Raw genomic sequence first — 26,265 nt, 5'->3', positions numbered from 1 at the left:
ATTAATACTTACCCTTTCATAAAATCCGATCGCGGTCATAAATTCACAAATAAACCAAATATCATAACGCCAGGATAAAAATCTGTAATTGCGGGGACGCCATTCCCCGTTAAGAATTTGCTGCGTCTTTAGCAGTAAATGTTTCTTTTATCTCAGCATGACAATCCTACAAAAAAAAGGTAATACAATTATGAAGATAAAGAACCTGTGCCTTACTTTCTGCGCCTCGCTTTTACTCGCAAGCGTTGCCGGGCATGCAAAAGAGGTCAAAATCGGAATGGCTATTGACGATCTTCGCCTGGAGCGCTGGCAAAAAGATCGCGATATTTTTGTGAAAAAAGCGGAATCTCTTGGCGCGCAAGTCTTCGTTCAGTCGGCCAACGGCAACGAAGAGACGCAAATGTCGCAAATTGAGAATATGATTAACCGCGGCGTAGATGTACTGGTTATTATTCCCTATAACGGTCAGGTATTAAGTAACGTCGTAAAAGAAGCAAAACAGGAAGGCATTAAAGTATTAGCTTACGATCGCATGATTAATAATGCCGATATCGATTTTTATATCTCCTTCGACAATGAAAAAGTTGGCGAACTGCAGGCAAAAAGCCTGGTTGAGAAGGTGCCACAAGGGAACTATTTCCTGATGGGCGGTTCGCCGGTGGATAACAACGCCAAGCTGTTCCGTGAAGGGCAGATGAAAGTGCTGAAGCCATATATTGATGAGGGCAAAATTAAAGTAGTAGGCGATCAGTGGGTTGACGGCTGGCTGCCCGAAAACGCGCTGAAAATTATGGAAAACGCCCTTACTGCCAATAATAACAAAGTTGACGCGGTGGTCGCCTCTAACGACGCTACGGCAGGTGGCGCGATCCAGGCGCTGAGCGCGCAGGGTCTGGCGGGCAAAGTGGCGATTTCCGGACAGGATGCGGACCTCGCCGGTGTGAAGCGTATTATCGCCGGTACGCAGACCATGACCGTGTATAAACCCATTACAGAACTTGCTAACACCGCAGCGGAAATCGCCGTTGAGCTGGGCAATGGCCAGCAGCCGAAGGCGGACTCCTCGTTAAATAATGGCCTGAAGGATGTCCCTGCACGCCTGCTGACGCCAATCGAAGTCAATAAAGAGAACATCGACGCCACTGTCATCAAAGATGGCTTCCATAAAAAGAGCGAACTGTAATCCAACGCGCCCCGGCTGACGGGGCGCCTCCCCTATTACTTTCGGGACATGCGGTTATGCCTTATTTACTGGAAATGAAAAACATCACCAAAGCGTTTGGTGCGGTGAAAGCGGTTGATAACGTCAGCCTGCGGCTCAACGCCGGGGAAGTACTCTCGCTGTGCGGGGAGAATGGCTCAGGTAAATCGACGTTAATGAAAGTGCTGTGCGGTATCTACCCGTACGGCAGCTATGAGGGTGACATTCTCTTTGGGGGCGAAACCATCCAGGCGACGCACATCCGTGATACGGAGCGCAAAGGCATTGCCATCATTCACCAGGAGCTGGCGCTGGTGAAGCACCTGACGGTGCTGGAAAATATCTTTCTGGGCGCGGAAATCGTGCGTCACGGCGTGCTCGACTATGACACCATGACCCTGCGCTGTGAAAAGCTGCTGGCGCAGGTGAGCCTTGCGATTTCGCCCGACACGCGGGTGGGCGATCTGGGTCTTGGCCAGCAGCAGCTGGTGGAGATCGCCAAAGCGCTTAACAAGCAGGTGCGGCTGTTGATCCTTGATGAACCCACGGCCTCGCTGACCGAGCAGGAGACCGCCATCCTGTTGAATATTATCCGCGATCTCCAGCACCACGGTATCGCCTGTATTTATATCTCGCACAAGCTCAACGAGGTCAAAGCCATATCTGACACCATCTGCGTGATCCGCGATGGTCAGCACATCGGCACGCGGGACGCCGCAGGCATGAGCGAAGATGACATTATCACCATGATGGTGGGCCGCGAACTGACGGCGCTCTATCCCAACGAACCGCATACGGCAGGGGAGGAGATTCTCCGCGTCGAGAATCTCACCGCCTGGCATCCGGTTAACCGCCACATCAGGCGCGTTAACAACGTCTCCTTTTCCCTTAAGCGCGGCGAGATCCTCGGTATCGCCGGGCTGGTCGGCGCAGGCAGAACCGAAGCCGTACAGTGTCTGTTTGGCGTCTGGCCAGGGCGCTGGGAGGGGAAAATTTTTATCGACGGCCAGCCTGTGCAGATCAACTCCTGTCAGCAGGCGATTGCCCACGGCATCGCTATGGTGCCGGAAGATCGTAAAAAAGATGGCATCGTGCCGGTCATGGCGGTGGGTAAAAACATCACCCTAGCAGCGCTCGATCGCTTTGCCGGCACGCTAAGCAGCCTTGACGATGCCGCCGAGCAGCAGTGCATTCTTCAGTCTCTGGCGCGCCTGAAGGTCAAAACCTCGTCGCCGGAGCTGGCCATTGGCCGTCTGAGCGGCGGCAATCAGCAGAAGGCGATTCTGGCGCGCTGTCTGCTGCTCAATCCGCGCATCCTGATCCTTGATGAACCGACACGCGGCATCGACATCGGCGCGAAGTATGAGATCTACAAGCTGATTAACCAGCTGGTGCAACAGGGGATCGCCGTCATTGTGATCTCGTCTGAGCTACCGGAGGTGCTCGGTCTGAGCGACCGTGTACTGGTCATGCATGAAGGCAAACTGAAAGCCAACCTGATTAACCAGAACCTGACTCAGGAGCAGGTAATGGAAGCCGCATTGAGGAGCGAACGTCATGTCGAAAAGCAATCCGTCTGAACTTAACGTCACCGTACCTGCGCCGGGGCCGTTCTCTGGACTTAAGGCCCTAAATCTGCAGGTTTTCGTCATGATCGCGGCGATAATTGTCATTATGCTCTTTTTCACCTGGATGACCGATGGCTCCTATCTGAGCGCCCGCAACGTCTCTAACCTGCTTCGTCAGACCGCGATCACCGGCATTCTGGCGGTGGGCATGGTATTTGTGATTATCTCCGCGGAGATCGACCTCTCGGTCGGCTCAATGATGGGGCTGCTCGGCGGCGTCGCGGCGATTTTTGACGTCTGGCTGGGCTGGCCGCTCCCCCTGACGGTAGCGGTAACCCTGCTGCTCGGCCTGGTGCTTGGCGCCTGGAACGGCTGGTGGGTGGCCTATCGTAAAGTCCCCTCTTTTATCGTCACGCTGGCGGGCATGCTCGCCTTTCGCGGCATCTTAATCGGCATCACCAACGGCACCACCGTCTCGCCGACCAGCGCATCCATGTCGCAGATTGGTCAGAGCTACCTCTCTGACGGCATCGGTTTTACCCTCGGCGCCATCGGGCTGATGGCCTTTATCGCCTGGCAGTGGCGGGGACGCATGCGCCGTCAGGCACTGGGACTCGCCACCGCGCCGTCAACCGGCGTGGTCGGGCGGCAGGCGCTGACGGCTATTATCGTGCTCGGGGCAATCTGGCTGCTGAACGACTATCGCGGCGTGCCGACGCCGGTGCTGATCCTGACGCTCCTGCTGCTGGCCGGCATGTTTATGGCGACACGTACCGCCTTTGGCCGACGCATCTACGCGATTGGCGGCAACCTTGAAGCCGCGCGCTTGTCGGGCATTAACGTCGAGCGCACCAAGCTGGCGGTCTTTGCCATTAACGGCCTGATGGTAGCGATTGCCGGGCTGATCCTGAGCTCGCGCCTGGGAGCGGGTTCCCCCTCTGCCGGGAACATTGCCGAGCTGGATGCGATCGCGGCCTGCGTCATCGGCGGCACCAGTCTCGCGGGCGGCATCGGCAGCGTGGCGGGCGCGGTGATGGGGGCATTTATTATGGCTTCGCTGGATAATGGAATGAGTATGATGGACGTGCCAACGTTCTGGCAGTATATCGTTAAGGGCGCCATCCTGTTGCTTGCGGTCTGGATGGACTCCGCAACCAAGCGACGGGCCTGAGAGGAGCGTCGATACTCACGAGGACAAAGTAAGCCATGTTTGAAAAGCGTCACCGCATTACGTTGTTATTCAATGCCAACAAAGCCTACGACCGGCAGGTGGTCGAGGGGGTGGGTGAATATTTGCAGGCGTCGCAATCGGAGTGGGATATCTTCATTGAGGAAGATTTTCGCGCCCGTATTGAAAACATCAAAGACTGGCTGGGAGATGGCGTGATCGCCGATTTTGACGACCCGGTGATCGAGCGCATGCTCGCCGACGTCGACGTCCCGATTGTGGGCGTCGGCGGCTCCTACCACATCCCCGAAAATTACCCGCCGGTACACTACATCGCCACCGATAACCACGCGCTGGTGGAGAGCGCTTTTTTGCATCTGAAGGAGAAAGGGGTCCACCGCTTTGCCTTTTACGGCCTGCCCGCCTCCAGCGGCAAACGCTGGGCGACAGAGCGTGAATACGCCTTTTGCCAGCTGGTGGCGCAAGAGAAATATCGCGGAGTGGTCTATCAGGGGCTGGAGACCGCGCCGGAAAACTGGCAGCACGCTCAGAACCGCCTGGCGGACTGGCTGCAAACCCTGCCGCCACAAACCGGCATAATTGCCGTCACCGACGCCCGCGCGCGCCATGTGCTGCAGGTATGTGAGCATCTGCATATTCCGGTGCCCGAAAAGCTCTGCGTGATCGGTATTGATAACGAAGAGCTGACGCGCTATCTGTCGCGCGTGGCGCTCTCATCCGTGGCGCAGGGTACCCGGCAGATGGGCTACCAGGCGGCAAAACTGCTTCACCGCCTGCTCGACAATGAAACGCTGCCGCTTCAGCGCCTGCTGGTGCCGCCGGTGCGTGTGGTGGAGCGCCGCTCAACGGACTACCGTTCGTTAAACGATCCCGCGGTGATTCAGGCGATGCATTACATTCGCAATCACGCCTGCAAAGGCATCAAAGTCGATCAGGTGCTGGATGCGGTGGGTATTTCACGCTCTAACCTTGAGAAGCGCTTTAAGGAAGAGGTGGGGGAGACAATTCATGCGGTGATCCATGCGGAAAAGCTGGAGAAAGCTCGCAGCCTTCTGGTCTCCACGTCGCTCTCCATCAACGAAATCTCACAGATGTGCGGCTACCCGTCCCTGCAATATTTCTATTCGGTCTTTAAAAAAGAGTATGACACCACGCCAAAAGAGTACCGGGAGCGCCACAGCGAAGTAATGATATGAAAACGCCTTCCGGAGGAAGGCGTTTCAGGTATTACATATGGGCGGCGATCAGACGCTGGTTATCCTGATACATGGCGAACAGATAGTTGTTATAACTCTGTCCCTTGGTGGAATAACCTTTCAGCTTATGGATCATGGCGGTCGCCGTCACCTCCTGATCCGCTTTACGCAGCTGCGCGCGGGATTTACGGAAAGATTTGTAAGCCGGATGGGTATTGAGATTCACCACATAGGCATTCACAGAATCTTTCACCGATTCGAATTGCGAATAGCCTTTTACCTTGCCGGGCGCGTTGGTGCAGCGGCCTTTGCCGCACTTCATGCCGAAGAGGTTATTATTGCTGCGGGCCAGCTTAGAGGTACCCCAGCCGCTTTCAGCTGCCGCCATGGTAGCAACCATGCTGCCTGGAATGATATCCACACGTTCCAGCAGCGTGTTCCACGGCACACGTCGGGTGTTACCGTTCCAGCGCACCTTGTAGCGTTTGGCGATATCCTTCAGGCGCGAGCGCTCGCTCGGCGACCACCGGCTATCGTACTGCTTAGAGATCAACCAGTTACGCTCAGCAATAATCGCAGCGTTTTGACTTTTAATATAAGGCATTACCGTCCGGAGAAACGCTTTCTTTCGTGGTGTTCCGGAAGGGTATTTTCGCAAATCAGGTAGTGAACTGCTCATAACACTATTGCGAGAATACTCTTGTTTACTGCTTACCTTACTTTTACTCGTCGTCTTTATAACGTGGGCTTTATGACTCTGTGTATCCGTGTGCGTCTTCGCAAGCACCTCACCTGAAAACGCTACGGTGAGCAACATGAGTATCGTAGCCCCAAATCGTCGAATGGGAGTCGATATCATTAGGTCTCCTGGTCGGATATGAACATTCCAACACCTTATTTTTTTCAAAAAGTTGAGAGCGGAATCTCAAATTGTATCAAAAATATTCTTCCAGAGCAGCAAAAGGAATAGTCCATTTCCTAAAAGCTGTCACTAAGAATCTGCTTATAAAAGCATCATTCCTGCAAAACTGTGTGCGATCTCGCAGATAACTCCCTAATTTTGCGCGAGATCACTCATCCTTTCGCATCCTCCTGCGAGAAAGCGCGGGGGGAGGAGTCCCTTAAGCGCACCTGATGCCACACTGATTAAAAACGATGCAACAGGAAAATGGAATGAAACGCTCTGCTTTAGCCCTTCTGCTGCTCCCTGCCATGGCCTGCGCCGACTGGTCATCGCCCGGTTTTCCCGCCTTCCATGAGCAGGCTACCGGCGTGTTTACCAGCGAGGCGCAGCTTAAAAAAGGTACGCGTCCATTGACGCTACGTTTTGACCAGGCGTGCTGGCAGCCCTCAGGCGCGATAAAACTCAATGAGATGCTCTCGCTTAAACCGTGTGAAGGGGAGCCTGCACAGTGGCGTCTGTTCCGGGAAGGGAACTATCAGATGCGTATTGATACGCGCTCCGGCACACCCACGCTGATGCTCTCGGTACAACGCGAAGCGGAGAAGCCAGTTGCAAACGTTTTGCGCCAGTGTCCGAAATGGGACGGCAAGCCGCTCACGCTCGACGTTAGCGCCCTCTTCCCGGAAGGCTCCGTGGTGCGCGACTTCTACGGCAAACAGACCGCCACGGTGCAGCAGGGAAAAATTACCCTGCAACCCGCCGCCGGTAGTGGCGGTCTGCTGCTCCTTGAGCGTGCGGAGACGGACAAGGCCGCGCCGTTCAGCTGGCAGAACGCCACCGTCTATTTTGTCCTGACGGATCGCTATGTGAATGGCGATCCCACCAATGACAGCAGCTACGGTCGTCATAAAGATGGCATGGAGGAGATCGGTACGTTTCACGGCGGCGATCTGAAGGGACTCGCCAGTAAGCTGGATTATCTGCAAAAGCTGGGGGTGAATGCGCTGTGGATTAGCTCGCCGCTGGAGCAGATCCACGGCTGGGTAGGCGGCGGCACCAAAGGTGATTTTCCCCACTACGCCTACCACGGTTATTACACCCAGGACTGGACGAAACTGGACGCCAACATGGGCGGGGAGGACGATCTCCGCCATCTGGTCGACGAGGCCCATAAGCGCGGCATTCGCATTCTCTTTGACGTGGTGATGAACCACGTTGGTTACGCGACGCTGGCGGATATGCAGGAATATCAGTTCGGCGCGCTCTATTTAAAGGGAGACGAGCTGAAAAAAACGCTCGGTGAACGCTGGACCGACTGGAAGCCCGCCGCCGGGCAAAGCTGGCACAGTTTTAACGACTACATCAACTTCAGCGATAAAGCCGCCTGGGAGAAGTGGTGGGGCAAGGCGTGGATCCGAACCGACATTGGCGATTATGACAACCCCGGCTTTGACGATCTCACTATGTCGCTGGCCTTTTTACCCGACCTGAAAACGGAGTCCACCACCGCGTCGGGGCTGCCGCTCTTTTATCAGCACAAGCCTGATACTCATGCCAAAGCGATCGCCGGTTATACGCCCCGTGACTATCTGACCCACTGGTTAAGCCAGTGGGTGCGCGACTATGGCATCGATGGTTTTCGCGTCGACACGGCGAAACATGTCGAGCTGGCCGCCTGGCAACAGTTAAAAACGCAGGCAACCGAGGCGCTAAAAGCATGGAAAGAGGCCAACCCGGATAAAAAACCTGACGATGCCCCCTTCTGGATGACCGGTGAGTCCTGGGGACACGGGGTGATGCAGAGCGATTACTATCGTCACGGCTTTGATGCGATGATCAACTTTGACTACCAGGAGCAGGCGGCAAAGGCGGTCGATTGCCTGGCCAGTATCGATCTCACTTGGCAGCAGATGGCTGAAAAAATGCAGGGCTTTAACGTCCTGAGCTACCTCTCGTCGCACGATACGCGTCTTTTCCGCGAAGGCGGCCCGCGCGCGGCCGAGCTTCTGCTGCTCGCCCCCGGCACGGTGCAAATTTTTTACGGCGACGAATCGGAGCGCCCGTTCGGCCCGACCGGATCTGACCCGCTACAGGGCACGCGTTCGGATATGAACTGGCAGGATGTCACCGGTAAAGAGGCGCAAACGGTCGCCCATTGGCAAACGCTGGGACAGTTCCGCGCCCGCCACCCGGCCATTGGCGAAGGGAGGCAAAAAACGCTGTCGCTGCCGCAAGGGTATGGCTTTATACGTGAGCATCAGGGCGATAAGGTGATGGTAGTGTGGGCGGGTAACCGGTAACGCCTCCCCTCACCCCTCCCTCTCCCCATGTACAGTCCGGGGACATAGTGAACACTTGTTCGGAGACATGGTAGACACTTACAACTGAGGCATAAGAACCCGTTTATGGAGCCGCTTATGCCCTGGGATGCGAGAGATACCATGTCATTACGTACTGAGTTTGTTTTGTTCGCCTCGCAGGACGGGGCGAACATCCGTTCACTCTGCCGCCACTACGGCATTTCACCGGCCACCGGCTACAAGTGGCTTCGCCGCTGGGCTGAAGACGGCGCAGCCGGGCTTCAGGACCGGCCGCGCACGCCGCATCACTCCCCGAACCGTTCACCGGACGGCATCACTGACCTGCTGCGTATGGCCCATGCCCGCCATGAACGCTGGGGCGCGCGCAAGATTAAGCGCTGGCTGGAGGACCGCGGGCATCCCATGCCCGCCTTCAGCACCGTTCACAGCCTGATGGCCCGTCACGGCCTGCTGCCCGGTATGCCTCCCGGCATACCGGCTACCGGCCGCTTCGAACACTCCGCCCCGAACCGGCTCTGGCAGATGGATTTCAAGGGCCATTTTCCCTTTGGCGGCGGCCGCTGCCATCCGCTCACCCTGCTGGACGACCACTCCCGGTTCTCCCTGTGTCTGGCGCACTGCGGGGATGAACGGCGTGAGACCGTACAGCGGCAGCTCGTCAGGGTCTTTGAACACTACGGTCTGCCGGACCGGATGACCATGGACAACGGCGCGCCGTGGGGCGACACCACCGGCAGCTGGACGGGGCCGGAGCTGTGGCTGATGCGTCTGGGTATCCGTGTCGGTCACTCCCGGCCTTATCATCCACAGACCCAGGGCAAGCTGGAGCGTTTTCACCGCAGCCTGAAGGCGGAACTCCTGCAGGGAAGATGGTTCGCCGACAGCAGCGGGCTGCAGCGGGCGTTCGACCAGTGGCGGGCTGTCTATAACCTTGAGCGTCCGCACGAGGCGCTGGGTATGGCGGTGCCGGCCTCGCGCTATCAGCCGTCCGCCCGTCAGTACAGCGCCACCGTCATGCCGCCGGAATATGACGAAGGGGTGATGGTGAGGAAGGTGGATATCAGCGGGAAGCTGAGCATAAAGGGTCTCAGTCTGAACGCAGGCAAGGCCTTCAGGGGAGAGCGTGTGGGGCTGAAGGAAACGCAGGAGGACGGCTGTTATGAAGTCTGGTGGTACAGCACGAAAGTGGGGGTGATCGACCTGAAGAAAAAGTCGATCACCATGGGTAAGGGATGTTAAAAAGTGTTCACCATGTCCCCGAACATCTGTCTACCATGTCCCCGGACTGTACACCCAGAGGGGAGAGGGTGAAAAGCAAGCCCCACGCCGGGCAACTCCCTCTCCCCTCCGGGGAGGGTGAAAAGCGAACCCCACGCCGGGCACCCCCCTCTCCCCTTTGGAGAGGGTGAGAAGCGAACCCCACGCCGGACAACTCCCTCTCCCCTCCGGGGAGAGGGTTGGGGTGAGGGGCAACACCACGCCGGACAACTCCCTCTCCCCTCCGGGAGAGGGCTGGGGTGAGGGGCAACACCACCAGCATAATCCTCTGCATATTCCCTTCCCCACAATACAAAGAAACAAACCCGACCACACTCCCTGATTTGCACCTGCACGAAGCCAGGGTTATGGTTATCCCCTTTAACCATAAGCTCGACAGAACACCTGCTATGACCTTTTCACTTTTCGGCGACAAATTCACCCGCCATTCAGGCATCACCCGCCTGATGGAGGATCTCAACGACGGGCTGCGTACCCCGGGCGCCATCATGCTTGGCGGCGGTAACCCGGCGCAAATCCCGGCCATGAACGATTACTTTAACGCCCTGCTGGCCGATATGCTGCAAAGCGGCAAAGCGGCGGAGGCGCTCTGTAATTACGATGGTCCGCAGGGTAAAACCGAGCTACTTTCTCTGCTCGCCGACATGTTACGTAACGAACTGGGCTGGGATATTGAACCGCAGAATATTGCACTAACAAACGGCAGCCAGAGCGCCTTTTTCTACTTGTTCAATCTCTTCGCCGGCCGCCGCGCCGACGGTTCCAGCAAAAAAGTTCTCTTCCCGCTGGCGCCGGAGTATATCGGCTATGCCGACGCGGGGCTGGAAGAGGAGATGTTCGTCTCCGCGCGCCCGAATATCGAGCTGCTGCCGGAAGGTCAGTTTAAATATCATGTGGATTTCGAGCACCTGCATATCGGCGAAGAGACCGGGATGATCTGCGTCTCGCGTCCCACCAACCCGACCGGCAACGTCATCACCGACGAAGAGCTGATCAAGCTGGACGCTCTCGCCCACCAGCACAATATCCCGCTGGTGATTGATAACGCCTACGGCGTGCCGTTCCCGGGCATTATCTTCAGCGAGGCGCGTCCCCTGTGGAACCCCAACATTGTGCTGTGCATGAGCCTCTCCAAGCTCGGCCTGCCAGGGAGCCGCTGCGGCATTATTATCGCCAGTGAAAAGATCATCAGCGCCATCACCAATATGAACGGCATTATCAGCCTTTCACCCGGCGGCATGGGACCGGCGATGATGTGCGAGATGATCAAGCGCAACGACCTGCTGCGCCTGTCAAATGAGGTGATCAAGCCGTTCTACTACCAGCGCGTCCAGGAGACGATCGCCATCCTTCGCCGCTACCTGCCGGCAGAGCGTTGCCTGATCCATAAGCCGGAAGGGGCTATTTTCCTCTGGCTGTGGTTTAAGGATTTACCTGTCTCCACCGAGCTGCTTTATCAGCGCCTGAAAAAACGCGGCGTGCTGATGGTGCCGGGCGATTATTTCTTCCCGGGACTGGATAAACCCTGGCCCCACACCCACCAGTGCATGCGGATGAACTACGTGCCGGAGCCAGAGAAAATCGAGGCGGGAGTGAAGATCCTCGCCGAAGAGATCGAACGCGCCTGGAGCGAGGAAAGTTAAGTTCGCTCAGGCCAGCCAGCGCAGCCGTTCGGCGCGCAGGCTGGCCGGTTCAACGCAGCGTAACGCCCCGGTCGGGCAAGCCTGCACGCAGGCGGGCCCTTCCTCGCGATGGCGACAGAGATCGCACTTCAGGGCCTGAGCCTGTCCCTCCACACGTATCACCTCTATCGCGCCAAACGGGCAGGACACCATACAGCTTTTACAGCCGATGCAGCGGGACTGCTCCACCCACCAGACGCCCGTCTGCTCGCGAATGGCCTGGGTCGGGCAGACGTTAGCGCACGGCGCATCTTCGCACTGGTGGCAGGCGACCGCCGTTGAAAAGGTATCCCCCTTCACCACCCGCACGCGCGCGGCGAACGCCGCGCCGGAGAGCGCCGTGCAGTCCTGATTCTCCTGATGAGAGACCACGCAGGCCACCTCACAGGTGCGACACCCGATGCACTTCGCCGCATCGGCCATGATAAAACGCTTCATCCTGCCCCCCAGGCAGACGCGGAAAAGGCCAGCTTGCCAGAGAGCGACGGAAAAGCGCTTTGATCCAACACAGAATTGCGGCCAGATTTGTGGGATCTGCCATGCGTTATGGCTGTTTGCCCTACGCCTGCTCGCGCACGTTAAAGCCCAGCTCGCGGGAGATCGCCTCTGCGGTCTCGCGCAATGGCTTCAGCAGATTCTTCTCACCGACCTGCTTCATCCGCGAGGTGGAGAGCGATATTGAGATGGCGTAAGGCACGCGTCCGGGGCCTATTACGGGCAGTAAAAGCGACAGGCGTAACGGATTACCATACTTTACGTTTCCTTTCCGCCGCTGAGCCATACTCAGACAAATGGTATGTCGAGGAGTAGCGCAATGCAGCTTTTTATCGGATTTGATGTCGGCGGAACGCATATTAAACACGGGGTCATTGACGAGAACGGCAATGAGCTGGCATCGGGGGAGTACGACACGCCTGAAGATGAACAGAGCTTCAAGCAGCAATGGCAGGCGGTGGTGAAGGAGCATCAGCAGAAGCATGATATCGCCGCCATTGGGGTGAGTTTTCCGGGCCATATTAATCCTCACACCGGCCAGGCAGCGAAAGCGGGGTCGCTGGCATACCTTGATAACGTGAACCTTCACGATCTTTTCGGGGAGCTTACCGACCTGCCTGTCACTGCGGAAAACGACGCCAACTGCGCTGCGCTGGGTGAGCGCTGGCGAGGCGCCGGGCAGGACTACGACAGCTTTGTCTGCATCACCATCGGTACCGCCATCGGCGGCGGGATCGTCGTGGAAGGCGATCTCTATCGCGGCTCACACTACCGGGCGGGTGAGTTTGGCGTCATCCCTGTCGGCCCTGAAGGTGAAGGTATGCACGAGGTGGCCTCGACCAGCGCGCTAATGAAGGCGTGCCGCCGGGCACTGGCGCTGCCGGAAGAGGAGATGCCCGACGGAGAGGCCTTGTTCGAACGAATGGAGAGCGATGTGCACCTTCGCGAAGCTATCGAAAAGTGGGCGCACATGCTTTCGCGTGGCGTTTACAGCGTGATATCGATGTTCGATCCGCAGGCGGTGCTGATCGGCGGCGGTATCAGCGAGCAAAAGAAGATTTACACGCTGATGGATAAATATCTGCAACGCTTCGAGGAGTGGGAAGCGCTGAAGGTGCCTATTTTACCCTGCAAGCTGGGCAACCAGGCGGGCAGGCTCGGCGCGGTATGGCTGGCGAAGCAAGCGCTTAAGCATGGCCACCGCGCCCCCTGTTAACTCTCTCGCCTATCTTGCGGAAAGAGCTGCGCGTCGCGCAGGAGATGATCGTTGCCGCGACGGCGGGTAAAGCCGATGCGGTTAAAATACTCCAGGATCTGGATAGCCAGCTTGCGCCCCACGTTTAGCCGGTCGCGGAAATCGGCGGCGCAGGTTGATCCGCGCTCATCATCCAGCTCGCGGATCAGGCTGGCGAAGGTGACAATGCGATCGTTACGGTAGTAGCGATCTTTTACGATCGCGGTAATCAGCCCCTGCTGTGCCGCATGACGCAGCACCTGCCGCATCACCTGTTCCTCGGTGCCGGTTTCCCGCGCCAGATCGCGCACCCACCAGGGATCGTCGCTAAAGAGCGCCGCCGCTTTCTGCCAGATCGCCTCCTGGTCAGCGGTAAAGCCCGCCTTATGGTCCGGCAGATGTAGCCAGCCGTGGTGGCTGTGAATCTCGCCGCTTTCGCGCATCCGCTCCATCAGAAGCAGCACCAGCGCCTCATCCTGCATCGGCAGCGCCATGCGCCGCAGTCTTTCCCGTCCCGGCCCCGGCTCGTCCTGATGCTGCTGGTGATAGGTCGCCAGCGTATCGAGCACCTTACGCTGCCAGCGGGCGGCCACGGGCGCGTTCAGCACATTCTCGCCCGCCTGGATAAAACCGGGCTGGGAAGCGAGCTGACGCAGCCCCTGAGGGCTAAGCTGGCGCGCCCAGCCAAAGTCGCGAAGATTAACCGCCCCACGATCCAGATGCAGATCGAGCGCGGTGCGATCCTCCTGCGCGCGCGCCAGCGCGGTCAGCCACTGGAGATACTCCGGCTTACGTTTGCCGCGACGCGGCGGATTAAGCGTCACCACCCGCGCCCCGGCGAGCGTTACGCGGGCGGAGATATCGCGCAGAACCAGCCGATCGTTATCGGCCAGCCACAGCGGGGTATCCAGCACCAGTTCGGCGAGATCGTTCTCCAGCAACGAGACGCGCCCGGTAACGTGGCTGGCGGCATGATGAATATGCAGCGGCTGCCACTGGGCCAGCGCCGTATGGGTGTGAAGGGCGACAATCACCCGCTGGAAAGGGGCCGGCGGCGCCTCTGCCAGCAGCCAGTCGCCGCGGCTAATCTGCTCTTTCCCGGCATCCCCGACGATATTCAGAGCGATACGCTCCCCGGCGTGGGCCGCTTCTGTCGGCTGGTTTTGAGCATGCAGGCCGCGCACGCGCATCGGCCTGTTCGCCCCGGTCAGCCAGAGGCTATCCCCTACTTTCACGTCGCCACTCAGCGCCGTACCGGTCACCACCAGCCCCGCCCCCTTGACGGTAAAGGCGCGGTCGATGGCCAGACGAAAACGACTCTCCGCCGGACGTTTACGCGTGGTGAGCTGCTGTAAGTGGTGGCGTAAATCGTCGATCCCGTGCCCTTCTGTCGCCACCGTGACAAAAATTGATGCTGTAGAGAAACCGTAATCGCGCAGTACCGCCTGCACCTCTTCGCGAACCGCGTCAACGCGGCTCTCGTCCACGCGATCCGCCTTGGTCAGCGCCACGGTGAGCTGCGGGTTGCCGGTGAGTTGCAGGATCGCCAGGTGCTCGCGGGTCTGCGCCATCACACCATCGTCGCACGCCACCACCAGCAGGGCGTGATCGAGACCGCCCATCCCCGCCAGCATGTTGGAGAGAAATTTTTCGTGCCCGGGCACGTCGATAAAGCCCAGCACGCGGCCATCGGGCTGCGGCCAGTAGGCGTAGCCGAGGTCGATCGTCATGCCGCGCTGTTTTTCTTCCGGCAGGCGGTCGGCATTGACGCCGGTGATCGCCTGCAGCAGCGTCGTTTTGCCATGGTCGACATGACCGGCGGTAGCAATAATCATTTCAGCAACATCTCCAGAAACCGCTTTTCATCTTCGAGGCAGCGCAGATCCAGCCAGAGGCGCCCGTCATAGCTCCGCCCGATAACCGGCACCGGGAGCGCGCGCCAGCGTGTCGAGAGCGCCTCCAGTCGGCTGCCGCGTCCGTCGCGCGGGGTAAAGGTCAGCGCTGCGCCGGGCAGCCTGTCCACCGGCAGCGAACCGCTGCCGATTTGCGACTGGCATGGCTCCACGCGCAGTTCAAATTCAGGATAGTGGGGCGCTATCTGTGTCAGCAGTCTTTCGCCCTGGGCCTGGACAGAGGCGGCGTCCCGCGTCAGCAGGCGCAGCGTCGGCAGCCGTTCCGCCAGTTTTTCCGGGTGCAGATAGAGCCGAAGCGTCGCCTCCAGCGCCGCCAGCGTCATTTTATCGGCACGTAGCGCGCGTTTCAGCGGATGCTGCTGCAGTTTTGCGATCAGCGCCCGTTTGCCGACAATGATCCCCGCCTGCGGGCCGCCCAGCAGCTTGTCGCCGGAAAAGCTGACCAGGCTGACGCCCGCGGCGATCATCTCCTGCACCATCGGCTCTTTCGGCAGGCCATACTGACTGAGATCCACCAGCGAACCGCTGCCCAGATCGGCCACCACCGGCACGTCCAGTTCACGACCCATCTCGGCCAGCTCCGCCTCCTCCACCGCTTTGGTGAAGCCCTCGATGTGGTAGTTGCTGGTGTGCACCTTCATCAACAGGGCAGTCTGTTCATTCACCGCCGCGCGATAATCTCTGGCGTGGGTACGGTTGGTGGTGCCCACCTCATGGAGCGTACAGCCTGCCTGGCGCATCACGTCGGGAATACGAAACGCGCCGCCAATCTCTACCAGCTCCCCGCGAGAGACCACCACTTCCCGTCCCGCCGCCGTCGCCGCCAGCATCAGCAGTACCGCCGCCGCGTTGTTATTGACGATGCAGGCATCTTCCGCGCCGGTAATCTGACAGAGAATAGTCGCCAGGGCGCGATCGCGATGGCCGCGCCCCGCGCCGTCCAGGTCATACTCCAGGGTGACGGGAGAGCGCATCGCCTGCGCTACCGCCTCTATCGCCTCTTCCGCCTGCTGCGCGCGCCCCAGATTGGTGTGCAGCACCGTCCCGGTCAGGTTAAAAACCGGGCGCAGGGCGCTCTGCGTCTGCTGGCAAAGCCGGCTCGTCGCTTCGTTTGCCCAGTCAGCGCACCATGGCGGCAGCGCGTCGTGCGCCTGGATATGCTGGCGCGCCTCATCCTGCATCAAACGCAGCATCTCCACCGTACGGGTATGGCCGAACTGGCTCAACACGTGGGTAAAGAGCGGATCGCGAAGCAGACGGTCGGTCGCGGGAATGTGGCTATATAGAGAACGAAGAGTCGTCATGAAAAAGGCCTGCCGGTTGGGTATTTTCCCCCCTCCCGCCGGGAGAGGGAGTCAATGTGAGGTGGGATTGTACAGCGTCCGACAGGGGAAGTGTTATAACCCGCATCAAGCCTTTGGCGGTTCGGTGCGGGCAAAGCTTTCGCGCGAAAAGTGCGCTTCGGCCAGTTTGACCAGCAGCGGCCGCTCCACGCACCAGCCCGGCGCCACGCGGCGAAAATTAAGGTAGCCAATCGCGCAGGCGATGGCGATTGTGCCGAGGTCAAACGCATCGGGTGCGATTTTACCGTCGCGAATCAGCGCCTCACAGTAGTCCAGACTACGGTTGATTTTCTCCCGCTGGCGCAGCAGTTCGCTTTCAGACTGTTGCGCCGCCGGGCGCGCCTGCTCGCGTACCGAGGTGAGCGCCGCGTCCATAATCCCGTCCGCCAGCGCTTCGATCTGTTTGACCGCCAGCGCCGCTTCAGGCTCGCGCGGGATCATGGCGGGGGCAATCCCGAGCTGTTCGATATATTCGGCAAGAATGGGAGAGTCGAACCAGCAGTCGCCATCGTCAGTGACCAGCGCCGGCACTTTCCCGAGCGGATTGTACTGCGCCGCGCTGCTCTCTGCGCTGTAGGGCTGGTCGTTAACGAACTCAAAGGTGATCCCCTTCTCCAGCAGGAGAATGGAAATTTTACGCACAAATGGACTGGTATAACTGCCGATAAGTTTCATAGCCTGCTCCTGAATGCCCCGTAAAAGAGAAGTATGGCTCAGCGCGGTAAAAAAATGAGCCAGCATATAAACATAACGGGGTTAAAAAAGGCAGAACCAGAAGGTGCGGAAGATCACATCTGGAGAAATCCGCATCGAAATTTATTGTGAAACAGATCACGAATACTCAACAAAAACGCAAAGAAAAAATGTGATATTTATCACATAAACACCCTGTTTCTGATTATTTTATCGCCATCACGATGAAAGAGAGGGTTAATTATGTGATCGAAATCACGACAATAAACCGCCCACCCCCTGCCTTTAAGTGACTTAGATCACACAATTTTTCGCTGTCTGGACAGTTGAACGATTCAGTGCCAAATTTCACAACATCTGAACAGGGCCCGGCTACCTCTATCGCCGTACATTAACAAAAAACCTCGGGCCACAAGCCTAAGCGTAAACAAAAAGAAGGGGTGTTTTATGTCATCCGATATCAAGATCAAAGTGCAAAGCTTTGGTCGATTCCTCAGCAATATGGTGATGCCCAATATCGGCGCGTTTATCGCGTGGGGGATTATCACCGCCTTATTTATTCCGACAGGGTGGTTGCCGAACGAAACGCTGGCGAAGCTTGTTGGCCCGATGATTACTTACCTGCTGCCGCTGCTTATCGGTTATACCGGTGGCCGTCTGGTGGGCGGGGATCGCGGCGGCGTGGTGGGCGCGATTACTACCATGGGTGTTATCGTCGGTGCGGATATGCCGATGTTCCTCGGCGCGATGATTGCCGGTCCGCTGGGCGGCTGGGCGATCAAGCGATTCGACGTCTGGGTGGATGGCAAAATCAAATCCGGCTTCGAAATGCTGGTAAACAACTTCTCCGCGGGCATCATCGGGATGATCCTCGCGATTCTGGCCTTCCTTGGCATTGGCCCGGCGGTGGAAGTGCTCTCCAAACTGCTGGCGGCTGGCGTGAACTTTATGGTGGCGCATGAGATGCTGCCGCTGGCCTCTATCTTTGTTGAACCGGCGAAAATCCTGTTCCTTAACAACGCCATTAACCACGGCATCTTCTCGCCGCTGGGTATTCAGCAGTCCCACGATCTCGGCAAGTCTATCTTCTTCCTGATTGAAGCGAACCCGGGTCCGGGTATGGGCGTGCTGCTGGCGTATATGTTCTTCGGTCGCGGCAGCGCGAAGCAGTCTGCGGGCGGTGCGGCAATTATCCACTTCCTCGGCGGTATCCACGAAATCTATTTCCCGTACGTGCTGATGAACCCGCGCCTGATTCTGGCGGTTATCCTCGGCGGTATGACCGGCGTCTTTACCCTGAACGTGCTGAACGGCGGCCTGGTCTCTCCGGCTTCTCCGGGCTCTATCCTGGCGGTGCTGGCGATGACCCCGAAAGGCGCCTACTTTGCTAACATCGCGGCGATTCTGGCAGCGCTTGTCGTCTCCTTCGTGGTCTCCGCTATCCTGCTGAAAACCAGCAAAGTAAAAGAAGATGACGATATCGAAGCGGCTACCCGCCGTATGCAGGACATGAAGGCGGAGTCTAAAGGCTCTCCACTGGCAGCAGGCGATGTCTCTAACGACCTGAGCCACGTGCGTAAAATCATCGTTGCCTGCGACGCCGGTATGGGTTCCAGCGCCATGGGCGCAGGGGTGCTGCGTAAAAAGGTGCAGGATGCGGGTCTCTCCCACATCTCCGTGACCAACAGCGCTATCAACAGCCTGCCGCCGGATGTGGACCTTGTGATCACCCACCGCGATCTGACCGAACGCGCCATGCGCCAGGTTCCGCAGGCGCAGCATATTTCGCTGACCAACTTCCTTGACAGCGGCCTCTATACCAGCCTGACGGAACGTCTGGTGGCGGCGCAGCGTCATAACGAGAACGAAGTGAAGGTACGCACCAGCCTGCAGGACAGCTTTGACGAGAGCAACAGCCACCTCTTTAAGCTGGGCGCGGAGAATATCTTCCTGGGCCGTACCGCAACCACCAAAGAAGAGGCGATCCGTTTCGCCGGGGAGCAGCTGGTGGCGGGCGGTTACGTTCAGCCAGAATATGTTGACGCCATGCTGGAGCGCGAAAAACTGACGCCGACCTACCTGGGCGAATCGATCGCGGTGCCGCACGGCACGGTGGAAGCGAAAGACCGGGTGCTGAAAACGGGCGTGGTCTTCTGCCAGTATCCTGACGGCGTGCGCTTCGGCGAAGAAGAGGATGATATCGCCCGTCTGGTTATCGGCATCGCTGCCCGTAACAACGAGCACATCCAGGTGATCACCAGCCTGACCAACGCGCTGGATGATGAGACGGTAATCGAACGTCTGGCCAATACCAACAGCGTTGAAGAAGTACTGGCGCTGCTGAACAAGTAACGGCTTTTCCTCCCTCTCCCCACCGGGGAGAGGGCTAGGGTGAGGGGAAATTCACGCGGTTCCTCACCCCAGCCCTCTCGGGTAAAAACATTGATAAAGGTTGAATCTATGAAAGCATTACATTTTGGCGCAGGTAATATCGGTCGTGGCTTTATCGGCAAACTGCTGGCAGACGCGGGGATCACGCTGACATTCGCCGATGTGAATCAGGTGGTGCTTGACGCCCTGAATGCCCGTCATAGCTATCAGGTTCACGTAGTGGGCGAAAAAGAGCAGGTGGATACCGTCTCCGGGGTTAACGCCGTCAGCAGCATTGGTGACGAGGTCATCGACCTCATCGCCCAGGTTGACCTGATTACCACCGCCGTCGGCCCGGTAGTGCTGGAGCGTATCGCCCCGGCCATCGCCAAAGGGCTGGCGAAGCGTAAAGCGCAGGGCGTGGAGACGCCGCTGAACATCATCGCCTGCGAGAATATGGTGCGCGGCACCACCCAGCTGAAAGGCCACGTGCTGGCCGCCGTGGCGGATGCGGATAAAGCCTGGGTGGAAGAACATGTCGGGTTTGTCGACTCCGCCGTGGACCGCATCGTGCCGCCGTCTGAGTCCGCCGCCAGCGATCCGCTGGAGGTAACCGTGGAGACCTTCAGCGAGTGGATCGTCGATAAAACCCAGTTTAAAGGCGCGCTGCCGACCATTCCCGGCATGGAGCTGACCGATAACCTGATGGCGTTTGTTGAACGTAAACTCTTCACGCTGAACACCGGTCATGCTATAACCGCCTACCTCGGACAGCAGGCTGGTCATCAGACAATCCGTGATGCGATTCTCGATGAATCCATTCGCGCCGTGGTAAAAGGGGCGATGGAAGAGAGCGGCGCGGTGCTGATCAAACGCTACGGTTTTGATGCCGATAAACATGCGGCATATATTCAGAAAATCCTCGGACGTTTTGAAAACCCGTATCTGAAAGATGACGTTGAGCGCGTGGGCCGTCAGCCGCTGCGTAAGCTGAGCGCGGGCGATCGCCTGATCAAGCCGCTGCTTGGCACGCTGGAGTATGGCCTGCCGCACGCTAACCTGGTGAAAGGGATCGCCGCCGCTATGCACTATCGCAGCGAGCAGGATTCGCAGGCGCAGGAGCTGGCGCAGCTGATTAACGAGAAAGGCCCGCAGGCCGCGCTGGCGCAGGTTTCCGGTCTTGATATGAACAGCGACGTGGTGGCGGAGGCGGTCAACGCATACCTCGCGGCCAAATGATGCAGGATATGGCGCAGGTTATCCTGCGCCCGAACAACAGATTGTCAGATATGCAGGCAATAATGGAACAAACCCAGGCCTTTGAAAATCGTGTGCTTGAGCGTCTGAATGCTGGCAAAACCGTAAGAAGCTTTCTTATTGCCGCCGTCGAGTTGCTGACCGAGGCGGTCAATATTCTGGTGCTTCAGGTGTTTCGCAAAGACGACTACGCGGTGAAATATGCGGTTGAGCCGTTGCTGGACGGTGACGGACCGCTGGGCGATCTCTCGGTGCGCCTGAAGCTCATTTACGGGCTCGGCGTGCTGAACCGGCCTGAGTATGAGGATGCGGAGCTGCTGATGGCCCTCCGGGAGGAGCTTAATCACGACGGTGACGACTATACCTTCACCGATGATGAGATCCTGGGCCCTTTTGGCGAGCTGCACTGCGTAAACGCCCTGCCGCCACCGCCGACCTTTGACACCAGCGATCCTGAACTTTATGCGATGCAGAAGCTTCGCTATCAGCAGGCCGTTCGCTCAACCATGGTCCTCTCCCTGACTGAGCTGATTTCCCGGATCAGCTTAAAAAAAGCGTTTCAGAAGTAACCCCGCGCGCATTGGTGTATCCTTTCCCTAATTTCCCCCTGTTTTAGAGTTATCTGTTATGAAAGAAGTCGAAAAGAACGAAATTAAACGCCTCAGCGACCGTCTGGATGCGATTCGTCATCAGCAAGCCGATCTCTCCCTGGTCGACGCCGCCGAGAAGTATGCCGAGCTGGAAAAAGAGAAAGCGAAGCTGGAAGCGGAAATCGAGCGGTTGCGCGAAGTGCACAGCCAGAAGCTGAGCAAAGAGGCGCAGAAGCTGATGAAAATGCCGTTTCGCCGCGCCATAACCAAAAAAGAGCAGGCGGATATGGGCAAGCTGAAGAAAAGCGTGCGCGGCCTGGTGGTCGTCCACCCGATGACCGCGCTGGGTCGCGAGATGGATCTGAAAGAGATGACAGGTTTTAGTAAGACGGCGTTCTAAGAAGTTCAAAGTATATCTTTAACGCCCCAATGCATTCATATAAAGAATGCATTGGGTTTTCATACTCTACAAATTCCCTTCCGCCCTCAATTAGAGATGATGCCTAATATCCATGTCTTTCCATAAAAAAGTGCAGTTATTCCAGGCATCACAACCCTGGTTCACAAGGGTTGTAATTTAATAATGGAGCGCTCTCACCTTGAAGATTATATCTTCATAAATTTCATGTTCAAGGCTGGGTACATTAACAAGACTCAGTATGACTCTTACATTCTTCTCTGGAAAGAAATTAGTAACTTATTAGAAGAGCCCGACATTATTGCTTTCATTGATTATCCCGTTGAACATTCGCTTGCGCATCTTAAAAATGATGAAATGCACGGGATACGGCCAGAAGAATTTCCAAATGAAGAGATGAAATATAAATGGATAACAGGCTGGCATGCAGAATACAAGAATTATAGAGATAACCTTCCAGAACATCTTCGCCAGCGAGTGCTGGTTTGTAATCATCCTGATGATATCGAGACCTTTTCTGATATGATAATTCAGAAAGCTATCTTTATAAGGAGATAAAATGCGCCAGAGAATAATTGTTTGCCCTGTTATCCAAAATAATGGTGAGTTTCTACTTTGTAAAATGGCATCGGACCGTGGTGTTTTTCCTGGGCAGTGGGCTTTGCCTGGCGGTGGTATGGAGCCGGGTGAGACGATAGAAACTGCGCTAAAACGAGAAATCATGGAGGAGTTAGGTGAAGAGCTTAATATCACTGACATTCGACCGTGGGCATTTCGTGACGATACCCGAACTAAAACCTATCAGGATGGAACTACCGAAGAAATTTACATGATTTATCTTATCTTTGATTGCGTGAGTACTAACCGGAATATTACCTTTAATGAAGAATTTCAGGAAATTATCTGGGTACCCCCTGAAAAGCTTAAAAAGATGGACTTAAACGAGGCTACCCGCATCACTTTTTCCCAAAAAGGATTCCTTTAACGGTGTAAGCCGCCTCCCTGCCCACAGGCAGGGAGCGCTTAGTTATAAATGAGGTTAAAGGTCGCCATTGCATCCGCTTTCCCCGCCGCGATCTTTTCCTCCGTCTGGATATAGCTCGCTTCGAAGGAGTAGGTCTGGCTCTGCCCGCCCTCGCTTTGTCCCAGCTCCGGCACCTGCTGCGTATTAAACTCTATTACCTGCCCCTGCACCGCATGGGTATTGTCGCCATAGCGAAGCTGGATACCGACGCCGCTGGCGCTCTCCGGCTGATGCGTCAGCGCCAGCACATGGTTGTCCGTCCCCGCCGTATCGCCAAAGAAGCCGATCTTCACGGAGGTGTTTTGTGCGCAGGTCACCGGGATCGCGAACCGGGCGTTACCGGCGGTCGAACCGACGCCGCTAAACGCGTTTTTGTTTACCGTTCCCATATTGACGTTAATGCTGCGGGTTCCCACCAGGCAGCTGGTGCGCCGCACGCTGAAGCTCGCCAGACGTAGTTGTACCGGGCTGACCGCACTGGTGGCGCTGCTCTGGCTGTCGCCGGTCTGTAGCACCAGGCTACCCGCGTTCTGCTCCTGGGTATTGGCGTTATCCCCCTGCATCGGATTGGTGGCGGGTATTTTGTAGAACACCACGTAAAACTGCAGCGTATAGCCGGGCGCGCTGGCCACGGCGCTGTTTTGCGCCGAGTCGCAGATGCGGCGGGAATCTTTACCGCTGAAGGTGGCGGAGCCGTCGATGTAGCGCACGCCCCCATCCGCGCAGTACTGCGGCTCACGCATCCCTATCGCATAGCCAATTCCGTCGATTTGCGTTTTATAGACGTAGCGCTTTGATCCATCTTCGCCCGTCACCGTACCGACAGCGCTGTCCGCCCCGATAAACCCCAGGCTACGATAGCCATCCGGCCCGCCGCTACAGCTAAAAAATTCGGCGCCGGTAGAGGGGATCGGCGCAGAGAGCGGGCTCCAGTCAGCCACACCGGGGGCGTAGCCAATGGTGAAAGGCACCTGAACGACCCACTGGTCGCGGGTGGTGCGGCAGGTAGAGCTGGCGGCGTGAGCGTGAAAGCTCAGGGCGCCAAATAACGCCAGCAGGCCGAAATAGATGGCCAATTTCAAAAACGTGCGCATGACAAACCTCTATTGGCAGTTAAGTGAAAGCGTGGCAATACCGGGCGCTTTATGGACGGCGGCGAGGGTAAAGGGGGCGCGGCAGACGACCTCTTTCCCCTCTTTATTCCAGCGCACCCGCAGCGTGCCCTGTTCCGGTACCCCGCTCAGGTAAGCCAGGCCACGGTCGGCGACCATCCCCTGACTCCCCTCTTGATCCAGCACCTCGACCGCGGCGCCGAAGGGCAGCGGCACGCCACGGTGGCGCAGCGAGAAAAGAACGCGATAGCCGATGTGAGTCTGGTAGTCCGCCAGCACCACCGCGCCGCTGGTGGGGATGACAATCTTTCCGCTCTGCCCGACATCCACGTTTTCGCCCAGGGTTTCGGTATTGAGGTTGAGCGTATTTTTGCGATAAGGCGAAACAGACGGGATAACGGCGTAGCCGCGGCTGTCGGTGTGGATCGTGCTATACCCTTCCGGCGCCACGTTTTCCGCCCCCGGCGCGCGGATCAGGGCCAGGGTATCGCTGAGCGGCTGGCTGAGGGTTACGCCATACCGGGTCGCCACAATACCGCCGGAGAGTCCCAGACTCAGGTTGCGGCTGTCGCCGCTCTGGTCATAGCCCACGCTGGCGTTTCCGTAGCCGCCGCTGTACTGCATGCCCAGGCTGGTGCTCTGCGACTGCCCGCCGCTGACATAGCTCTGCTGCAGGTTGTAGTTCAGGTTGCGGTTCTCCAGCGCCGTGCCGCTGAGCGAAACCTGCTGCGTGGCCACCCCCTGACTGTTATGGCTGGTAAAGTAGTTGACCGAGCTTCCCGGCAACCATTTATTCAGCGGCACGCTGATGTTGAAGGAGAGGATCCGGTCCGGATTTCTCTCCTGTGCGGAGTCGGTATAGTCATAGCTCAGCCCGGCATTCACCCCGTTCCAGCTGGTGTACCAGCCAAGATGGATGGTCTTGTCCTGCCCGTGGGTATGCCAGTAATCCTGCTGCCAGGCGGAGAGGCTAAGGCTGCCCAGCTTGCCCATGGACTGCGTGACGGTCAGCTGCGAGCGGCTGCGCCGGTTATTGAGCCAGAGCTGATGAGTGTCCGACTGGTTAAGCTGGCTAAACTCATAAAAATTCCCCGTGGCGTAGCGGTAGCTCGCGAGACTAAAGGCGGTGCCGGTGGAGATGAAATCTTTTTGATACTGAATGCGCCAGGATTGCCCTGACGCCCGCTCGCCATCGGGCAGCTCGCTTCTGGCGACGATATTATCCACACTTAACGATCCCAGCTCGCCGAATCCGTGTCCTACCCCCAGCGCAAACGCCTGATAGTTTTCCGCCATGCGGAGCCCGCCGTAGAGCGTCGTCGCGGCAGGCAGCCCGTAAAAAAAGGTCGATTCGACAAAATCGGGACGACGTTCATCAGGATCGCCGCTATGAAAACGGCCGACGTTAACGCTGTATTTAAACCGCCCCTGGCGCAGCATAAAGGGAGTGGCGGACCAGGGCTGGGTAAAGGTTCGTCTGGAGCCGTCGCTCTCGGTGATGGTCACCAGCAGATCGCCGCTCTGGGCGCCGGGAAAGAGGTCGTTTATCACAAACGGCCCGGCGGCCACCCAGGTTTCGTAAATCACGTAACCATGCTGAGAGATGGAAACGTTCGCGAAGCTGTGCGCCACGCCGCGGACCGTAGGCGCATAGCCCCGCTCGCTGTCGGGCAGCATATTATCGTCAGAGGCTACCTGCAGGCCGCGAAACGACACGCTGTCGAAGATCTCGCCGGATGTCCAGGCGTCGCCGACGCGCAGCTGGCTCTTTAGCGCGCGCAGATCCCGGGACAGCCAGCTGCTTTGCGACTGCCAGCGATCGCCCCCGCTGTCGCTGTGACTCCAGGAGGCGATGTTACGCAGCCGCCACGCGCCCAGGTTAAACCCGCTGCGCAAGTTAAGATAGCTGGAGCGGGAGTTCCCCTCCGTTCTGTGGCTGGAAGCGCTGTTCAGGCTATAGTCGACAAATCCTGCCGTTATGCCGTCATCCCACTGCGAAGGTGGCACATAGCCGCGGCTGCGGGTTTTCATCGCCGCCTGAGGAATACTCAGCGACAGGCGCTGCTGAGAGAAATCATATCTGGCGCTGGCGGCAGGGATAAAATCACCGATCCGGGTAAAGGTTTCACCTTCATGCAGCCGGGAAAAGGCCGGAACAGCCCCGACATTTACCCCGAGCTTCGCCAGAAAATCGACCGATAATACCGGCTGTAGTTCGCCCTCTTCCACAATGAAAGTGACGGTTTCCCGCTGCGCATCGTGATTGTTTAGCGCCACCATCACCGGCCAGGTGCCCGGCATCTGGCCCCCCTGACGCGAAAAATAGCTCAGGTCGGCCCGCTCCTGCTCCGATGAAGAGAGTTCAAGCGCGGCGGGATCGAAATAATCTTCCGTGAGCCCTGCCTGGCTATGGCACAGGATCAGCAGTATGCCGAGCGGGACTTTGCGAGCGAATCGAAAAGCCATCATGCGAGCCC

Annotated in this window: 21 protein-coding genes and 1 pseudogene; 14 read left to right on the top strand and 8 right to left on the bottom strand. The window is 57.7% G+C overall.

Annotated elements, in window-relative coordinates; genetic code table 11:
• Positions 1–190 precede the first annotated feature (190 nt).
• The 4 genes from xylF to xylR are packed head-to-tail and all read left to right on the top strand — an operon-like array spanning position 191 to position 5,154.
• A complete protein-coding gene (xylF, locus tag BN3796_RS02005) occupies positions 191–1,183 on the top strand; it encodes a D-xylose ABC transporter substrate-binding protein (protein WP_061706772.1) in 993 nt (330 codons plus the stop codon).
• Positions 1,184–1,239: 56 nt separating this feature from the next.
• Positions 1,240–2,781 carry a xylose ABC transporter ATP-binding protein gene (locus tag BN3796_RS02000; protein WP_061706771.1) on the top strand — a complete coding sequence of 514 codons (1,542 nt, stop codon included), beginning with the start codon at positions 1,240–1,242 and terminating at the stop codon, positions 2,779–2,781.
• Entirely contained in the window at positions 2,759–3,940 is a 1,182-nt protein-coding gene (gene xylH, locus BN3796_RS01995; protein ID WP_061706770.1) for a xylose ABC transporter permease XylH, read from the top strand. The genes BN3796_RS02000 and xylH overlap by 23 nt, the downstream gene beginning before the upstream one ends.
• Positions 3,941–3,975: 35 nt before the next feature.
• Complete coding sequence (xylR, locus tag BN3796_RS01990; RefSeq protein ID WP_061706769.1) at positions 3,976–5,154, top strand: D-xylose utilization transcriptional activator XylR; 1,179 nt, start codon at positions 3,976–3,978, stop codon at positions 5,152–5,154.
• 31 nt (positions 5,155–5,185) lie between these two features.
• Here xylR and BN3796_RS01985 read toward each other — a convergent pair whose 3' ends face one another.
• Positions 5,186–6,013, bottom strand: a complete 828-nt coding sequence (locus BN3796_RS01985; RefSeq protein ID WP_061706768.1) for a protein bax — start codon at positions 6,011–6,013, stop codon at positions 5,186–5,188.
• Between the two features lie 314 nt (positions 6,014–6,327).
• On the opposite strand from BN3796_RS01985, the gene BN3796_RS01980 reads away from it, so the two are divergent.
• The 3 genes from BN3796_RS01980 to avtA all read left to right on the top strand — a co-directional run bounded on the left by BN3796_RS01980 (position 6,328) and on the right by avtA (position 11,300).
• A complete protein-coding gene (locus BN3796_RS01980) occupies positions 6,328–8,358 on the top strand; it encodes an alpha-amylase (RefSeq protein ID WP_061706767.1) in 2,031 nt (676 codons plus the stop codon).
• Positions 8,359–8,475: 117 nt separating this feature from the next.
• Positions 8,476–9,618 carry an IS481 family transposase gene (locus tag BN3796_RS01975; protein ID WP_061706824.1) on the top strand — a complete coding sequence of 381 codons (1,143 nt, stop codon included), beginning with the start codon at positions 8,476–8,478 and terminating at the stop codon, positions 9,616–9,618.
• Positions 9,619–10,046: 428 nt separating this feature from the next.
• On the top strand, positions 10,047–11,300 hold the full coding sequence (gene avtA / locus BN3796_RS01970) for a valine--pyruvate transaminase (protein WP_061706766.1): 1,254 nt from the start codon (positions 10,047–10,049) through the stop codon (positions 11,298–11,300).
• A 6-nt stretch (positions 11,301–11,306) separates the two neighbouring features.
• Here the strand turns inward: avtA and BN3796_RS01965 are convergent, their stop codons facing one another.
• Together BN3796_RS01965 and BN3796_RS20925 are read right to left on the bottom strand one after the other, a co-directional pair.
• Positions 11,307–11,777: a 4Fe-4S binding protein gene (locus BN3796_RS01965; protein WP_061706765.1), complete on the bottom strand. Its 471-nt coding sequence runs from the start codon at positions 11,775–11,777 to the stop codon at positions 11,307–11,309.
• Between the two features lie 121 nt (positions 11,778–11,898).
• A pseudogene (locus tag BN3796_RS20925) lies at positions 11,899–12,042 on the bottom strand (IclR family transcriptional regulator domain-containing protein); the annotation flags it as partial.
• Positions 12,043–12,153: 111 nt separating this feature from the next.
• Between BN3796_RS20925 and BN3796_RS01960 the strand changes: the two are divergent.
• Complete coding sequence (locus BN3796_RS01960; protein WP_061706764.1) at positions 12,154–13,050, top strand: ROK family protein; 897 nt, start codon at positions 12,154–12,156, stop codon at positions 13,048–13,050.
• On the opposite strand, the gene selB is transcribed toward BN3796_RS01960, so the two are convergent.
• From selB to BN3796_RS01945, 3 genes are all read right to left on the bottom strand, one after another.
• Positions 13,047–14,903 (bottom strand): selenocysteine-specific translation elongation factor, encoded by a 1,857-nt coding sequence (gene selB / locus BN3796_RS01955; protein ID WP_061706763.1) that lies wholly within the window; start codon positions 14,901–14,903, stop codon positions 13,047–13,049. The genes BN3796_RS01960 and selB overlap by 4 nt on opposite strands.
• Positions 14,900–16,285 (bottom strand): L-seryl-tRNA(Sec) selenium transferase, encoded by a 1,386-nt coding sequence (selA, locus tag BN3796_RS01950; RefSeq protein WP_061706762.1) that lies wholly within the window; start codon positions 16,283–16,285, stop codon positions 14,900–14,902. The genes selB and selA overlap by 4 nt, the downstream gene beginning before the upstream one ends.
• Before the next feature lie 105 nt (positions 16,286–16,390).
• Positions 16,391–16,999, bottom strand: coding sequence for a glutathione S-transferase (locus tag BN3796_RS01945; RefSeq protein ID WP_061706761.1), 609 nt, complete (start codon positions 16,997–16,999; stop codon positions 16,391–16,393).
• 465 nt (positions 17,000–17,464) lie between these two features.
• Here BN3796_RS01945 and BN3796_RS01940 point away from each other — a divergent pair, with 465 nt between their 5' ends.
• The 6 genes from BN3796_RS01940 (at position 17,465) to nudI (ending at position 22,637) form a co-directional block, all read left to right on the top strand.
• A complete protein-coding gene (locus BN3796_RS01940) occupies positions 17,465–19,369 on the top strand; it encodes a PTS mannitol transporter subunit IICBA (RefSeq protein WP_061706760.1) in 1,905 nt (634 codons plus the stop codon).
• Between the two features lie 108 nt (positions 19,370–19,477).
• The gene (gene mtlD, locus BN3796_RS01935; protein ID WP_061706759.1) at positions 19,478–20,626 is read left to right on the top strand and encodes a mannitol-1-phosphate 5-dehydrogenase; all 1,149 of its coding nucleotides are present in this window, start codon (positions 19,478–19,480) and stop codon (positions 20,624–20,626) included.
• A complete protein-coding gene (gene mtlR, locus BN3796_RS01930; RefSeq protein WP_061706758.1) occupies positions 20,623–21,213 on the top strand; it encodes a mannitol operon repressor MtlR in 591 nt (196 codons plus the stop codon). Before mtlD ends, mtlR begins: the two co-directional genes overlap by 4 nt.
• A 58-nt stretch (positions 21,214–21,271) precedes the next feature.
• Positions 21,272–21,634: a YibL family ribosome-associated protein gene (locus BN3796_RS01925; RefSeq protein ID WP_061706757.1), complete on the top strand. Its 363-nt coding sequence runs from the start codon at positions 21,272–21,274 to the stop codon at positions 21,632–21,634.
• 138 nt (positions 21,635–21,772) lie between these two features.
• Positions 21,773–22,210, top strand: a complete 438-nt coding sequence (locus BN3796_RS01920) for a deoxynucleoside kinase (protein WP_321572438.1) — start codon at positions 21,773–21,775, stop codon at positions 22,208–22,210.
• 1 nt (position 22,211) lies between these two features.
• A complete protein-coding gene (gene nudI / locus BN3796_RS01915) occupies positions 22,212–22,637 on the top strand; it encodes a nucleoside triphosphatase NudI (RefSeq protein WP_061706755.1) in 426 nt (141 codons plus the stop codon).
• Positions 22,638–22,675: 38 nt separating this feature from the next.
• Here the strand turns inward: nudI and BN3796_RS01910 are convergent, their stop codons facing one another.
• Together BN3796_RS01910 and BN3796_RS01905 are read right to left on the bottom strand one after the other, a co-directional pair.
• On the bottom strand, positions 22,676–23,770 hold the full coding sequence (locus tag BN3796_RS01910) for a fimbrial protein (RefSeq protein ID WP_061706754.1): 1,095 nt from the start codon (positions 23,768–23,770) through the stop codon (positions 22,676–22,678).
• A gap of 9 nt (positions 23,771–23,779) precedes the next feature.
• Positions 23,780–26,257 carry a fimbria/pilus outer membrane usher protein gene (locus BN3796_RS01905; RefSeq protein WP_238379211.1) on the bottom strand — a complete coding sequence of 826 codons (2,478 nt, stop codon included), beginning with the start codon at positions 26,255–26,257 and terminating at the stop codon, positions 23,780–23,782.
• Positions 26,258–26,265 lie beyond the last annotated feature (8 nt).

It is taken from the genome of Pseudenterobacter timonensis (assembly GCF_900021175.1).
GTDB lineage: Bacteria > Pseudomonadota > Gammaproteobacteria > Enterobacterales > Enterobacteriaceae > Enterobacter > Enterobacter timonensis.
The sequence above is the reverse complement of the archived record's forward strand: the minus strand, read 5'-3'. Positions and strand labels throughout refer to the sequence as shown.